We start from the raw sequence: 13,413 nt of genomic DNA, 5'->3' as shown, positions 1-13,413 counted from the left end.
GTCACCGGCGGAGCCCTTCACGCTGTACGAGTCAGCGCACCCAGTCCTTGAGGGGCTCGGTATCCAGGGTGATGCCGACGGGGTCCGGGAGCCGGACTTCCCTGCCGAACGGCACCGTGCGTACCGTCTCGTAGCGGGCGCCATCCGGGTCACTGTGGACGAGAACCTGGCATTTGAGCCGATCGACGAGCAGGTAGACCGGGATGCCGGTCTCCGCGTACGCACGCGGCTTCTCGATCCGGTCTCGCCGCTCAGTGTCAGAGTCCCACGAGGTCACTTCGACAGCCATCAGGATCGGGCCCGGGTCCACCCAGTCACCCTGCCCGACGAACGCGTCCTCGTGCGCCAGTACGCCGTCCGGAATGGCACGGCCCTCCCGGTACTGCTCTGCCTTGATTCCCTGCCCTGGGTGCAGCCAGAAGCCCGGGTGGTGCTGGATACAGATCCGCGTCAACCACAGGATGATCCGCCCGTGGTCCCCGTCCGTCATTGCCTTGCTCCTCAGCACCCCACCGATGAATTCCAGTCGCAGCCCCTCCTCCTCGCGGGCTGCTATCCGGGCGAGGTGCTCGAACACTTCGGTCGTCATGTGGGGCCGGTCGGTCATCACGGTCATGCCTCGCTCGCCTTCCTCGACGGTGCTGTCTCGACGATAGCGCCGGGCCCCGACAGCCGTCCGGCACACTCGACCGCATGGACATCGTGATCAGGGAAGCGCTGGCGGCGGAGTACGGGACGCTCGGGGAAATCACCGCGCAGGCGTACCTCGGGGACGGGCTGCTCACGTTCGGCGAGGACGACCCGTACCTCGCGCGGCTGCAGGACGTGGCCGGGCGGGCGCGCGACGGGGTGATACTCGTCGCCGCCGCGAGCGACGGACAGCTCCTCGGCGGTGTGGCGTTCGCCGCGCCCGGGAGCCCGCTGTGCGACATCGCCGTCGCCGGCGAGGCCGAGTTCCGGATGCTGGCCGTCGCCCGGGAGGGCCGCGGGCGGGGCGCCGGAGAGGCGCTCGTACGGGCCTGCATGGAGCGGGCGCGGGCCATCGAGGGCGTGCGACGCCTCGTCCTGTCCACCACGCAGGACATGGCCGGCGCCCACCGGATCTACGAACGACTCGGCTTCGTGCGCACGCCCGAACGGGACTGGGAGCCCGTCCCCGGCCTCACTCTGCTCACGTACGGTCTCGAACTGTAGCCACGCCGACACAACATCTAGGGGGTCGCACAGGAAGCGGCCCCCACATGTATGCTCATGCTCGCTGTCGTCGCAGGGGAATCCGGTGCGAATCCGGAACTGTCCCGCAACGGTATGAAGTACACCCATTGGTGTCACCGCAAGTCCGAGGACCTGCCGACAGTGCGCCCGGCTCGACCGAACCGGGTGCCGACACGTCCGGGCCTCGCGGTTGGGCCGGTGGACGCCGCGCGGTGTGCCCCCCGAGGCCGTGCCCGCGCGCGCCCGCTCGCGCCCGCACCGCAGGTGTCCCGGAGCCGAGCGAGGGAGAGCTCCCCCCGTGACCATCGCGCCTTCCGCACCGCGCGCCGAGTCCGACCCGTCCGACACCGGAATCGAGACCGGGGGACCTGGGGCCGCACTGCTGCGTACCCTCACCGAGCTGACGGCCGACCTCCCCGACACCGACCCGGGCCGGGTCGCCGCCGCCGCCCTCCGCGGGCGCAGCGCCGCCGCCGACGAGGCCGAACTGCGCGGGCTGGCCACGGAGGCCGCCGCCGGTCTCATCTCCGAGGATCCGGCGTACTCCCGGCTCGCCGCCCGGCTGCTGACGCTGGCCGTCGCCGAGGAAGCCGCCGGCCAGGGAGCCACCTCCTTCTCCGCCTCCGTCGCGGTCGGCCACCGCGAGGGCCTGATCGCCGACCGGACCGCCGAGTTCGTCGCGCTGCACGCGAGCCGCCTGGACGCACTGGTCGAACACACCCTCGCCGAGGGCGCCGACGACCGCTTCGGCTTCTTCGGCCTGCGCACCCTGCACAGCCGCTACCTGCTGCGCCACCCGATCACCCGCCAGGTCGTCGAGACCCCGCAGCACTTCATGCTGCGCGTGGCCTGCGGCCTCGCCGAGAACGACAGCGTCCAGGCCCTCGAGGAAGTGGCCTCGCTCTACCGGCTGATGAGCCGCCTCGACTACCTGCCGTCCTCCCCCACGCTCTTCAACTCCGGCACCCGGCACCCGCAGATGTCCTCCTGCTACCTGCTGGACTCCCCGCTGGACGAGCTCGACTCGATCTACGACCGCTACCACCAGGTCGCCCGCCTGTCGAAGCACGCCGGCGGCATCGGCCTCTCGTACTCGCGCATCCGCGCCCGCGGTTCGCTGATCCGCGGGACGAACGGCCACTCCAACGGCATCGTGCCGTTCCTCAAGACCCTCGACGCCTCCGTCGCCGCCGTGAACCAGGGCGGCCGCCGCAAGGGCGCCGCCGCCGTCTACCTGGAGACCTGGCACGCGGACATCGAGGAGTTCCTGGAGCTCCGCGACAACACCGGCGAGGACCAGCGCCGTACGCACAACCTGAACCTGGCGCACTGGGTCCCGGACGAGTTCATGCGCCGCGTCAACGCGGACGCCGACTGGTCGCTGTTCTCCCCGGCCGACGTGCCCGAGCTGGTCGACCTGTGGGGCGACGCGTTCGACGCCGCCTACCGCAAGGCCGAGGCGGACGGCCTGGCCCGCAAGACCATGCCCGCCCGCGACCTCTACGGCCGGATGATGCGCACCCTCGCGCAGACCGGCCAGGGCTGGATGACCTTCAAGGACGCCTCCAACCGCACGGCGAACCAGACCGCCGAGCCGGGCACCGTCGTCCACTCCTCCAACCTGTGCACCGAGATCATCGAGGTCACCAACGACGGCGAGACGGCCGTCTGCAACCTCGGTTCGGTCAACATGGGCGCGTTCGTCATCGACACCGCCGACGGTCGCGACATCGACTGGGAGCGCCTGGACGAGACCGTCCGCACCGCGGTCACCTTCCTCGACCGCGTCGTGGACATCAACTTCTACCCGACCGAGCAGGCGGGCCGTTCCAACGCCCGGTGGCGGCCGGTGGGCCTGGGCGCGATGGGCCTCCAGGACGTCTTCTTCAAGATGAAGATGCCCTTCGACTCCCCCGAGGCGAAGGCCCTGTCCACCAAGCTCTCCGAGCGCATCATGCTGGCCGCGTACGAGGCCTCCTGCGACCTCGCCGAGCGCAGCGGCCCCCTCCCGGCCTGGGAGCAGACCCGCACCGCCCGCGGCGTCCTGCACCCCGACCACTTCGACGTGGAGCTGAACTGGCCCGAGCGCTGGGACGCCCTGCGCGCCCGGATCGCGAAGTCCGGCATGCGCAACTCCCTGCTCCTGGCCATCGCCCCGACGGCGACGATCGCCTCGATCGCCGGCGTGTACGAGTGCATCGAGCCGCAGGTCTCCAATCTCTTCAAGCGCGAGACGCTGAGCGGTGAGTTCCTCCAGGTCAACGCCTACCTGGTGGAGGAGCTGAAGAAGCTCGGCGTGTGGGACGCGCAGACCCGTGAGGCGCTGCGCGAGTCCTCCGGCTCCGTCCAGGGCTTCGGCTGGATCCCGGCCGAGGTGCGCGAGTTGTACCGCACGGCGTGGGAGATCCCGCAGCGCGGTCTGATCGACATGGCGGCGGCCCGTACGCCGTTCCTGGACCAGGCGCAGTCGCTGAACCTGTTCCTGGAGACGCCCACCATCGGCAAGCTGTCGTCGATGTACGCGTACGCCTGGAAGAAGGGTCTGAAGACCACGTACTACCTGCGCTCGCGCCCGGCGACGAAGATCGCCCGCGCCGCGTCCGGCAGCGCCGTGCCCGCCGCCACCCCGCTTCCGCAGGCCGTCGACGCGGACGCCCTGGCCTGCTCCCTTGAGAACCCCGAGTCCTGCGAGGCCTGCCAGTAATGAGCTCCACCGACACCGATGTTGCAACGAGCAAGAACCTGCTCGACCCCGGCTTCGAGCTGACCCTCCGTCCCATGCGCTACCCGGACTTCTACGAACGCTACCGGGACGCGATCAAGAACACCTGGACCGTCGAGGAGGTCGACCTCCACTCGGACGTCGCCGACCTCGCGAAGCTCACGCCCGCCGAGCAGCACATGATCGGCCGCCTCGTCGCGTTCTTCGCGACGGGCGACTCGATCGTCTCGAACAACCTGGTGCTGACGCTCTACAAGCACATCAACTCCCCGGAGGCGCGCCTGTACCTGTCGCGCCAGCTGTTCGAGGAGGCCGTGCACGTCCAGTTCTATCTGACGCTGCTCGACACCTACCTGCCCGACCCGGCCGACCGCGCGGCCGCCTTCGACGCGGTCGAGGAGATCCCGTCGATCCGCGAGAAGGCGCAGTTCTGCTTCAAGTGGATGGACTCGGTCGAGAAGATCGACCGGCTGGAGACGCAGGCCGACCGCCGTCGCTTCCTGCTGAACCTGATCTGCTTCGCGGCGTGCATCGAGGGCCTCTTCTTCTACGGCGCCTTCGCGTACGTCTACTGGTTCCGCTCGCGCGGCCTGCTGCACGGCCTGGCCACCGGCACCAACTGGGTGTTCCGGGACGAAACCATGCACATGAACTTCGCGTTCGAGGTCGTGGACACGGTCCGCAAGGAGGAGCCGGAGCTCTTCGACGACGCGCTCCAGCAGCAGGTCACCGACATGCTGAAGGAGGCCGTGGAGGCGGAGCTGCAGTTCGGCCGCGACCTGTGCGGTGACGGCCTGCCGGGCATGAACACCGAGTCGATGCGCGAGTACCTGGAGTGCGTCGCCGACCAGCGCCTGGTCCGCCTCGGCTTCCCGCCGGTGTACGGCTCGCAGAACCCGTTCTCCTTCATGGAGCTCCAGGGCGTCCAGGAGCTGACCAACTTCTTCGAGCGCCGCCCGTCGGCCTACCAGGTCGCGGTCGAGGGCACGGTCGACCTGGACGAGGACTTCTAAGTCGCCTGCTCCAGTGGCTTGATAGCGTCCCCGCCCATGGGGAGAACGACTCGGGTGACCGAGGTCCTGGGCGGGGGCGCTTCGTCGTGTCCGTGACCGGGTGGGCCGGGCGGGCGCGGCTGCGGCCGGGGGGCGTGGTGTACGGGGGCGCCGTCGGGTCCGCCTCCGCGCACGCACACCACTCCGTGCAGGTCATCGCCGCGCTCGGCGGGGACGATCTGCTGATGGCCGGGCCGGCCGGGGAGCCGTTCCGCTGCCGGGCCTACGTGGTCCCGTCCGGGGTGCGGCATTCCGTGCTGGGCGGGGTTCCGCGCGGGGTGGTGCTGCACTACGACCCGCTCTCCACCGCCGGGCGCCGGCTCGCGGCGCTGGCGGGGGACGCGGGGGACCTCGTACCGGATGCGCTGCCCGCCGATCCCTTCGAGGCGGCCTGCGCGCTGGACTCCGTACTGCCGCAAGGGCCGCTGCCGGGTGCGACGCCGCATCCGGGGCTGGTGCGGGTGCTGGACTGGCTGCCCGGGCGGGAGCACGTACGGCTGTCCCAGGCGGCCGAGGTGGCATGCCTGTCGGAGAGCCGCCTCGCGCACCTGTTCCGGGCGGAGCTCGGACTGCCGTTCCGCCCCTACGTCCTGTGGCTGCGACTGATGCGGACCGCCGAACTCGCCTCCCAGGGGCACTCCCTGACGGATGCGGCGCACGGCGCGGGCTTCGCCGACGGGGCGCATCTCAGCCGGGTGTGGCGGCGGATGTTCGGGATCCCGCCGTCGGACTTCACCCGCACCATCCAGTGGATGTGAGCGGGTCGCGGGATGTAGCAGGTTCGTTCAAGCGTGGGCGGGGCCCTCGGCCGCACCGTGGACGCATGCGAAAGATGATGAAGAAATGCGTCGCCGTGTGCTCGCCGAAGACCATGCCGCCCGCCGTGCGCGTGGCCTTCGAGGCCGAGTTGCGCCGCGCCCGCGACGCCGCGCCCGACACCGACGCCATGTGGACCGCCCTGGAGCGGGCCCACATCATCTCCCAGGCCTGGGCCTGGCCCCACACCCGTGCGCACTGGCACATGTTCCGGCTCGCGGTGCACTGCCGGGACCGGGCGGAGACGGTGGGGCAGGTGGTACGGATCCTGGTCGCGGGGGCCGGGTCAGTGACCGGGCGCGTGCCGTACGGAAACACGGGGCGTACGGCCGCGGGGCTGCGCACTCCCATGCCCCTCCCGGATGACCTGCGCGCGCTGCTTGGCCGCGCGTAGCTGCCGGTCGATGCGGCGGTCGCGCAGGGCCCCGTAGAGCGCGGGCCCCAGCAGCAGGGCGGCGATGGCGAGGACGACGAGGAAGTCGAGGAACGTGTTCATGACTCCACTGTCGCCAGGGCGCCGAAAACCCGACAGTGGCAGGACTGTCATGGAAGTGCGAATTACTGCCACACTGGGGGCATGCTGAACAACGTGGCCGTAGCCCTGGTGAACGGCGTCGCCCCCTTCGAGCTGGGGATCTTCTGCGAGGTCTTCGGGATCGACCGCAGTGAGATGGGGCTGCCGGTGTACGACTTCGCCGTGTGCGCGGCGGAGGACCGGCACTCCCGCACCGGCGACGGGCACTTCGACATCGTCGTCCCGCACGGGCTGGAGCGGCTGGAGGGCGCGGACCTGATCTGCGTGCCCGCCGACCGCGCGGCGGCGACCCGGGAGTACCCCGAGCCGCTGCTGGAGGCGCTGCGCCGGGCCGTCGACCGGGGTGCGCGGGTGCTGAGCGTGTGCAGCGGGGCCTTCGTCCTCGGCGCCGCCGGGCTGCTGGACGGCCGGCGCTGCACCACGCACTGGATGCACTCGCCGGCCCTGGCCCGGCGATTCCCGAAGGCGAGGGTGGACCCCGACGTGCTGTACGTGGACGAGGGGCCGGTGGTCACCGCCGCGGGCACTGCTTCGGGCATCGACGCGTGCCTGCACGTCGTCCGCCGGGAGCACGGCGCCGAGGTGGCCAACACCATCGCCCGGCGGATGGTCGTCCCGCCGCACCGGGACGGCGGCCAGGCGCAGTTCATCCAGCGGCCGCTGCCGCGCACGGCGTGCGACACGGTGGGCGAGGTGATCGGCTGGATGGCCCGCCACCTGGACGAGGAGATCACCGTCGAGCAGCTCGCCGAGCGCGCGCACATGTCACCGCGCACCTTCGCCCGCCGCTTCCTCCAGGAGACCGGGACGACCCCGTACCAGTGGGTGCTGCGGCAGCGCGTCCTGCTGGCGCAGGAGCTCTTGGAGGCTACGGACGACACGGTCGACGCGATCGCGGGCCGCAGCGGCTTCGGCAACGCAGCAGCCCTGCGCCACCACTTCCTGCGCGCCCTCGGCACGACCCCGAACGCCTTCCGCCGCACGTTCAGGGGCCCGCAGGCCGTGGCTTAGTCCGCGGGCCCGCAGGCCAGGGGCCAAGGGCCACGAAGGCTCAGGCGTTCGGGACCGTTTCGTAGCGCGGGGTGCCCTCTTCCATCTGGCGCAGGGCGTCCTTGCGGTCGCGCTTCGAGAGGCGGTCGATGTACAGGTACCCGTACAGGTGGTCCGTCTCGTGCTGCAGGCAGCGCGCGAAGTAGCCCGTGCCGCGCACCTTGATCGGGTTGCCCTGCGCGTCCTGGCCGGTCACCTCGGCGTAGTCCGGGCGGGCCAGCGAGGCGTACGCGGTCGGGACCGACAGGCAGCCCTCGTTCGAGTCGTCGAGCACGCGGGAGCCGGCCGGCAGCTCCACCAGCTTCGGGTTGACCACGACGCCGGTGTGGCGCACGCCGTCGTCGTCGGGGCAGTCGTAGACGAAGACCTTGGCGTCGACGCCGATCTGGTTCGCGGCCAGGCCCACGCCCTCGGCGGCCTTCTGGCTGGCGAACATGTCGTCGATCAACTGCGCCAGTTCGTCGCCGAACTCGGTGACGTCCTTGCACTCGTGGTGGAGGACCGGGTTGCCGACGACCGTGATCGGGCGGGCGGTGCCGCGCTCGCGGTGGGCGAGCTCGCGCTCCGCACAGTCCTCGGTGTCCACGACGTACCCGTCGTTCACAAGCTCGACGACCTCGTTCTCCTGCTGCGCCATGTCCGCCGTACGCCTTCCGTAAGTCCACCCGTTCACCAATGTGCCGGTACAGCCTACGGTGCCCGGTCAGCAGACTTCCTCGAGATCCCGCCACTCCCGGGTCTCCGGGCTGTCCGCGACCCAGCCGTCGAGCAGTCCGCGCACCAGGCCGGCCGGCGCCGCGATGCCGCATTCCCGCTCCGGCACCCACAGCGGGCCGGAACCGTTCGTACGGTGCCCGAGCGGTCCGGGATGTCCCGGTTCGCTGTGGTCGTGCGGGTCGAGGTGCTCGCCGTCGCCCTCGCCGCTCGGCATCACGCTCTCCGAGCAGGTCCGGCACAGCAGCCGTACCGACGACGACCAGTCCTCGGCGGCGAAGCCCGCGTCGGAGGCCAGCTGTTCCAGGGCGTCGCGGTCCGCCTCGGTGGCCGCCTCGAGCAGCACCACCCAGGTCGGCACCGGCGAGGGCGCCCACAGCTCGATCTCGTCGAAGACCGGGTACGAGGGTCCGGCCGCGGTGACCCGCTCGCCGTGCGGGACCCCGTCGTGCAGGACGACCTCGCCCCAGCGGCGTCCCGAGGAGGGCAGCGGGATCGACAGGACCTCCATGCGGGCCGGGTCAAGCCGGCGGCCCCAGACCACCTCGGCCTCCCCCTCGGGGGACAGCCGTACGGCGGCGCTGCCGAGCTCCATGCCGACCGGTTCGCCGCTGTTCTTCTTCCCTCCGGCGGCGGTGTCCCCGGGCACCTTCAGCCCGTACGCCTGCCAGGCCCGGCGGGCCAGCGGCCAGTCCTGAAGCGCGGTCGCGGCGATGCCGACGTTCCACCAGTCCGGGGCGCCGGTCTCGCGGTCCAGCAGGGCCACGGCGCGCAGTCCGGCGGCCCGCGCCTGCTCCCAGTCGTGCCGGAACTTGTGCAGCAGGGCCAGGTTGAACCAGGACTCGGACAGCCAGGGCTCCAGGTCCGCGGCTCTGGTCAGCAGCGCGCCCGCGTCCTCGTACCGCCCGTCGCCGATCAGCGTGAACGCGCGGTCGGTGGCCTGCCGCCACGAGGCGGAGGGCCGATGCCGTACCTTCCCGAAGATCCTCACGATTCCCGCCTGCCGGTCCAACGGTGCAGCCTTGCGGACACCCTCACGGACACTCCTACTGGCATCCAACCATGCCCACTCGGACGGCCGCTCATTACCCATGGGTTACCCAAGTGGGACTTGACCGACTCTGTCACGTCCGCCCCTGGCCAGAACCCTTGCAAGACACTCCACGACCTCTGGCTGATAGTCGCGCCCCGTGCCCAGCCGGAGCTGCTCCAGCACCGCCAGTGAGCCGCCCGGGTGACGGGTCCCGCCCAGCAGGTCGTCGTACGCGTTGACCGCCCGTACGATGCGCGCCAGGGCGGGCTGGTCCCGGTACGGGTCGGCCTGCCGCTCCACGACCACGGCCACCTCGGCGGGCACCCCGGTCTGGCGGGCGACCTCCCCGCCGAGCACGGCGATCCGGCGGGCCTCGGCGGCGGGCAGCCCGGCGGTGGCCCCGGCCCGGACCGGGTCGACGAGGGAGAGCTGGCCGATGTCGTGCATGAGAGCGGCGTATTCCAGCACGGTGAGCTCCCGCTCCGACAGCCCGAGCTCCCGGCCGACGGCGCAGCTCAGCGCGGCGACGCGGCGGGAGTGCCCCGGGCGGGTGCAGCCCGCGATCTCGGTGGCCCTGGCCAGGGAGGTGATGGTCTGGCGGTAGGTGGTGCGGATCGCGGTGATCCGGTGGAAGGACAGCTGGGTCAGCAGCAGCGGCACGCAGAGGACGGGCAGCGCCCACAGCCCGGCGACGGCCACCCCGAGGGCCATGACGACGCCGGTGGCGCAGATCGCCGAGCCGATGCCGAGCTGGGCGCGCAGCTCGTCGCGCAGCAGCGGCCCGTACGGCCGGCCCGTGCGGGCGCCGGCCGGCGCGGCGGCGAGCACGGCGTCGCACAGGGCGGTGAGGCCGAGCAGGAAGAGCAGGAAGAGGACGAGGTACGGGCCCTGTCCGATGCCGTGCTCCAGCCGGCCGGAATTGTAGAGCGGCTGGAAGCAGACGGCGGCGAAGGCGACGGTGAGGACCCGGCGGGCCAGGTGGTCGGCGGCGGGGCCGCGGCCCCGGGCGATGTGCGGGACGATCCCGGCGAGCGCCCCGGCGACGACGACCGCGACGATCTGGAGCACCCCGTGGTGGGTGGACTGGGCGGCGTTCGGGCCGAGCAGGGCGTACGCGAGGGCGCCGGCGGAGCCCAGCGGTGCGGGCTGGCGGTCCTCGGCCGCGTCCCGGCCGGCCGAGCGGTCCCGGGCGTCGCCCGGGTCGCGGCGGGCGAGCTCTCCGCAGGCGATGAGGGCGCCGAAGGCCAGGGCGGTGCCGGGCTCGACGACGCCGTACCACAGGGTGTGCCCGAGCCCGGCCAGGGTGAGCACCCCGGCGGCCCCGCGCACCGTCCACACGACCGTGGCCCTCATGCCCCGCTCCCGCCGTCCGGTTCCTGCCCGGCGCGCGGGTCCACGGTCCGTACGCCCAGGCGGGCGCCCTGCGCGGGGAGCCCGGACAGCGCGGAGCCGCCGGGGTCCGGCACGGCCGCGGCAGGTACGGCCGCCACGGGTGCCGCGGCGGCTGCGGCAACGGCCGCCGCCGCACGGCCGGGAGCGGAAGCGGAAGCGGAACCGGCCGGGATCACCTGCACGTCGTCGTCCGCGGTGGCCACCGGGTGCCAGCCGTCCCGGCCGATCGCGTCCACCAGCGCGTGCACCATCGCCGGGTCGAAGTGCGCCCCCGCACACCGTTCCAGCTCGGCCAGGGCCACCGGCACCGGCCGCGCCCGGCTGTAGGAGCGGGTCGAGGTCATCGCGTCGAAGGCGTCGGCCACCGCCACCACCCGGGCCAGCACCGGGATCTGCTCGCCGGCCAGCCCGTACGGATAGCCGGTGCCGTCGATCCGCTCGTGGTGGTGCAGGATCGCGGACCGGGCCTCCCCCAGGAAGCCGATGCCGCGCACCATCTCGTGCCCGTACTCGGGGTGCAGCTCGATGACCCGGCGCTCCTCGGGGGTCAGCGGCCCGTCCTTGCGCAGCAGCCGGGTCGGGACGCCGAGTTTGCCGACGTCGTGCAGGATCCCGGCGATCCGGACGACCTCGAGGCGGTCCCCGGCCATGCCCAGCTCGCGGGCGATCATCGCCGAGGCCTGGCCGACGCGCTCGCTGTGGCCGCGCGTGTAGCGGTCCTTGAGGTCGACGGCCTGGACGAGCGCCCGGATCGTGGCCTGGTGGGCGGCCCGTTCGCGGTGGTACTGGGCGAAGATCCAGCAGGAGATGTACATCGGCAGCAGGACGAGCAGCGCGGCCGGGAGCCCGTAGGGGCTGCGCCACATGACGGCCATCATCAGCCCGGCGAGGCCGTGCACGCAGTGCGGGGCCAGGGAGAGGGTGAGCAGTCCGCGCCACGTGGCTCGCGCGGGCCGTCCCTCGGCGGCGGCCAGGATGCCCGCGTCGAGGGCGGTCAGTACGAGGCAGAAGGCGACGGCCGCGGCCGCGGCGGGGAGCATCGCGTACGGGAAGTCCGCGAGCCGGCCGGCCGCGGCGGGCGGGCCGGACCCCCCGAAGGCCGCTCCGAACGACCCCTCGAAGGGGCTGCCGCCGAGCGCGTCCGGCCCGCCCAGCAGGGCGAACGTCCATCCCGCGGCCCCAGCGGCCGTGGCCTGCTGCGCCGCGTGCCACACCCGGCGCACCGGGGCGGGCCGCTGGACCACGGCCTGGGCGAACCCGCCGGGCAGCGCAACCAGCGCGGCGGCGGCCGGCGGCAGCAGGAAGACGGCGGCGAGCACCACGGGGAAGAAGGAGCCGATGCCCTCGGGGACCCGGCTGCGCCTGCCCGGCAGCGGGCACAGCCTGACGAGTTCGCAGCCCGGGCAGAGGAGGGCGAGAAGTCCTACGGCCGGCCAGGGGGTGCCGGAATCGGCGAAGGCCGGGGCGGTGCAGGCGCATGCCGTGAGGACGGCGCACAGGACGACGGCCCGCATGAGGGAAGGGCGCGCCGCCGGCGGAAGTACCCGCATGGCGCTCTCCTCCCCTGTGCCGTGCGCACCCGGTGCCGCCGGATCACCGGCACCGTCTGGGGAGAATAGGTGTGGCCCCTGGTGCAGCGGGCCACATTTTCGTATTGCGCCGTACGGGCGCCCCCGGATTAGCGCCTTCGGGTGAACGAAGTGGGTTTCCAGGGGCAGTTGTTCGATCAGCTGGTGGCGGGGTCCGCGGTGACGTCGTGATCGGGGACGGCCTGGCCCGAACGGATCAGCTCGATCCGGCCCATGACCTTCGAGCGCAGATCGGTCGGCACGTCGTCCGAACCGCAGCAGCGCTTCACCAGCTTCTTCACGGCCTGCTCGAGGCCGTACTTCTCCAGACAGGGATTGCACTCGCCGAAATGCGTCTCGAACTTCGTGCAGTCGCTGTCCGGCATCTCGTGGTCCAGGAACTCGTACAGGTGGTCCAGGACCTCAGAGCACTCCGTCTCGTGCGGCTCTCCGCAGCTCATGAGCCCGAGCCTTTCAGGTCGTTCGACTCTCCCGCGCCGGCGGGGACCAGCCCGCGCTCACGGGCATAGTCCTCCAGCATTCCGCGGAGTTGACGGCGGCCACGGTGCAGTCGCGACATGACCGTACCGATGGGTGTACCCATGATGTCCGCGATCTCCTTGTACGCAAAGCCCTCTACGTCGGCAAGATAGACCGCGATGCGGAACTCCTCGGGAATGGCCTGAAGCGCTTCCTTCACATCCGAATCGGGCAGGTGGTCGAGCGCCTGCGATTCGGCGGAACGCAGTCCCGTCGACATGTGCGACTCGGCGCGCGCCAGCTGCCAGTCCTCGATCTCCTCCGCCGCGCTGCGCTGCGGTTCACGCTGCTTCTTGCGGTAGGAGTTGATGAACGTGTTGGTCAGAATGCGGTAGAGCCACGCCTTGAGATTGGTGCCCTCGCGGAACTGGTGGAAGGACGCGTATGCCTTCGCGTACGTCTCCTGGACCAGGTCCTCGGCGTCGGCCGGATTGCGCGTCATGCGCAGTGCGGCCGAGTACATCTGGTCGAGGTAGCCGAGGGCGTCCCTCTCGAAGCGCGCATTGCGCTCCGGGGTCGTCTCCTCCGCGTGGCCTTCGTCGGTCCCAGCGACAGGACCCACCTCCTCCGACTGCGTGACGGCTCCGAAAGCGGACCCGCTCGAATCGGAGAATAGTCGACCATCCCGGCCTTCCGCCGCCTGAAGCTGGCTGCGCTTGGGCCCGGGCAGGACCGTCCAGTCCAGGCCTGCCGCCTGCGGACGGTGCTGGCTGATGACCTGGGTCATGCGCTCCCTCTCCTCCGACGATTTCCCGTGCGTTTCCGACATCCGGCAC

Annotated in this window: 13 protein-coding genes and 1 riboswitch; of the genes, 6 read left to right on the top strand and 7 right to left on the bottom strand. The window is 71.7% G+C overall.

What is annotated here, in order from left to right; all coding sequences use genetic code 11:
- Positions 1 to 31 precede the first annotated feature (31 nt).
- Positions 32 to 616 (bottom strand): Uma2 family endonuclease, encoded by a 585-nt coding sequence (locus IF09_RS0101925; RefSeq protein ID WP_030291295.1) that lies wholly within the window; start codon positions 614 to 616, stop codon positions 32 to 34.
- A gap of 77 nt (positions 617 to 693) precedes the next feature.
- On the opposite strand from IF09_RS0101925, the gene IF09_RS0101920 reads away from it, so the two are divergent.
- The 6 genes from IF09_RS0101920 to IF09_RS0101895 all read left to right on the top strand — a co-directional run bounded on the left by IF09_RS0101920 (position 694) and on the right by IF09_RS0101895 (position 7,351).
- Complete coding sequence (locus IF09_RS0101920) at positions 694 to 1,194, top strand: GNAT family N-acetyltransferase (protein WP_030291293.1); 501 nt, start codon at positions 694 to 696, stop codon at positions 1,192 to 1,194.
- Positions 1,195 to 1,238: 44 nt separating this feature from the next.
- A riboswitch (cobalamin riboswitch) is annotated at positions 1,239 to 1,370 on the top strand.
- 143 nt (positions 1,371 to 1,513) lie between these two features.
- Positions 1,514 to 3,919 carry a ribonucleoside-diphosphate reductase subunit alpha gene (locus tag IF09_RS0101915; RefSeq protein ID WP_030291291.1) on the top strand — a complete coding sequence of 802 codons (2,406 nt, stop codon included), beginning with the start codon at positions 1,514 to 1,516 and terminating at the stop codon, positions 3,917 to 3,919.
- A complete protein-coding gene (locus tag IF09_RS0101910) occupies positions 3,919 to 4,950 on the top strand; it encodes a ribonucleotide-diphosphate reductase subunit beta (RefSeq protein ID WP_030291290.1) in 1,032 nt (343 codons plus the stop codon). The genes IF09_RS0101915 and IF09_RS0101910 overlap by 1 nt, the downstream gene beginning before the upstream one ends.
- A gap of 86 nt (positions 4,951 to 5,036) precedes the next feature.
- Positions 5,037 to 5,747, top strand: coding sequence for an AraC family transcriptional regulator (locus tag IF09_RS0101905; protein ID WP_051831995.1), 711 nt, complete (start codon positions 5,037 to 5,039; stop codon positions 5,745 to 5,747).
- Positions 5,748 to 5,812: 65 nt separating this feature from the next.
- A complete protein-coding gene (locus IF09_RS0101900; protein WP_234320854.1) occupies positions 5,813 to 6,199 on the top strand; it encodes a DUF3703 domain-containing protein in 387 nt (128 codons plus the stop codon).
- Positions 6,200 to 6,382: 183 nt separating this feature from the next.
- Positions 6,383 to 7,351, top strand: a complete 969-nt coding sequence (locus IF09_RS0101895) for a helix-turn-helix domain-containing protein (protein WP_030291284.1) — start codon at positions 6,383 to 6,385, stop codon at positions 7,349 to 7,351.
- Between the two features lie 40 nt (positions 7,352 to 7,391).
- On the opposite strand, the gene def is transcribed toward IF09_RS0101895, so the two are convergent.
- The 6 genes from def to IF09_RS0101865 all read right to left on the bottom strand — a co-directional run bounded on the left by def (position 7,392) and on the right by IF09_RS0101865 (position 13,199).
- Positions 7,392 to 8,027 carry a peptide deformylase gene (gene def / locus IF09_RS0101890; RefSeq protein ID WP_030291282.1) on the bottom strand — a complete coding sequence of 212 codons (636 nt, stop codon included), beginning with the start codon at positions 8,025 to 8,027 and terminating at the stop codon, positions 7,392 to 7,394.
- Between the two features lie 66 nt (positions 8,028 to 8,093).
- On the bottom strand, positions 8,094 to 9,095 hold the full coding sequence (locus IF09_RS0101885) for a tetratricopeptide repeat protein (RefSeq protein ID WP_030291280.1): 1,002 nt from the start codon (positions 9,093 to 9,095) through the stop codon (positions 8,094 to 8,096).
- A gap of 105 nt (positions 9,096 to 9,200) precedes the next feature.
- Positions 9,201 to 10,490: an HD-GYP domain-containing protein gene (locus IF09_RS0101880; protein ID WP_030291279.1), complete on the bottom strand. Its 1,290-nt coding sequence runs from the start codon at positions 10,488 to 10,490 to the stop codon at positions 9,201 to 9,203.
- Positions 10,487 to 12,079: an HD-GYP domain-containing protein gene (locus IF09_RS0101875; RefSeq protein WP_234320853.1), complete on the bottom strand. Its 1,593-nt coding sequence runs from the start codon at positions 12,077 to 12,079 to the stop codon at positions 10,487 to 10,489. The genes IF09_RS0101880 and IF09_RS0101875 overlap by 4 nt, the downstream gene beginning before the upstream one ends.
- Before the next feature lie 176 nt (positions 12,080 to 12,255).
- Positions 12,256 to 12,558: a mycothiol system anti-sigma-R factor gene (rsrA, locus tag IF09_RS0101870; RefSeq protein ID WP_030291277.1), complete on the bottom strand. Its 303-nt coding sequence runs from the start codon at positions 12,556 to 12,558 to the stop codon at positions 12,256 to 12,258.
- Positions 12,555 to 13,199 carry a sigma-70 family RNA polymerase sigma factor gene (locus IF09_RS0101865; protein WP_008741505.1) on the bottom strand — a complete coding sequence of 215 codons (645 nt, stop codon included), beginning with the start codon at positions 13,197 to 13,199 and terminating at the stop codon, positions 12,555 to 12,557. Before IF09_RS0101865 ends, rsrA begins: the two co-directional genes overlap by 4 nt.
- Positions 13,200 to 13,413: the final 214 nt, after the last annotated feature.

This window comes from Streptomyces katrae (assembly GCF_000717655.1).
GTDB lineage: Bacteria > Actinomycetota > Actinomycetes > Streptomycetales > Streptomycetaceae > Streptomyces > Streptomyces katrae_B.
Note: the sequence above shows the minus strand (reverse complement) of the source record. Positions and strands in the feature narration are given on the sequence as shown.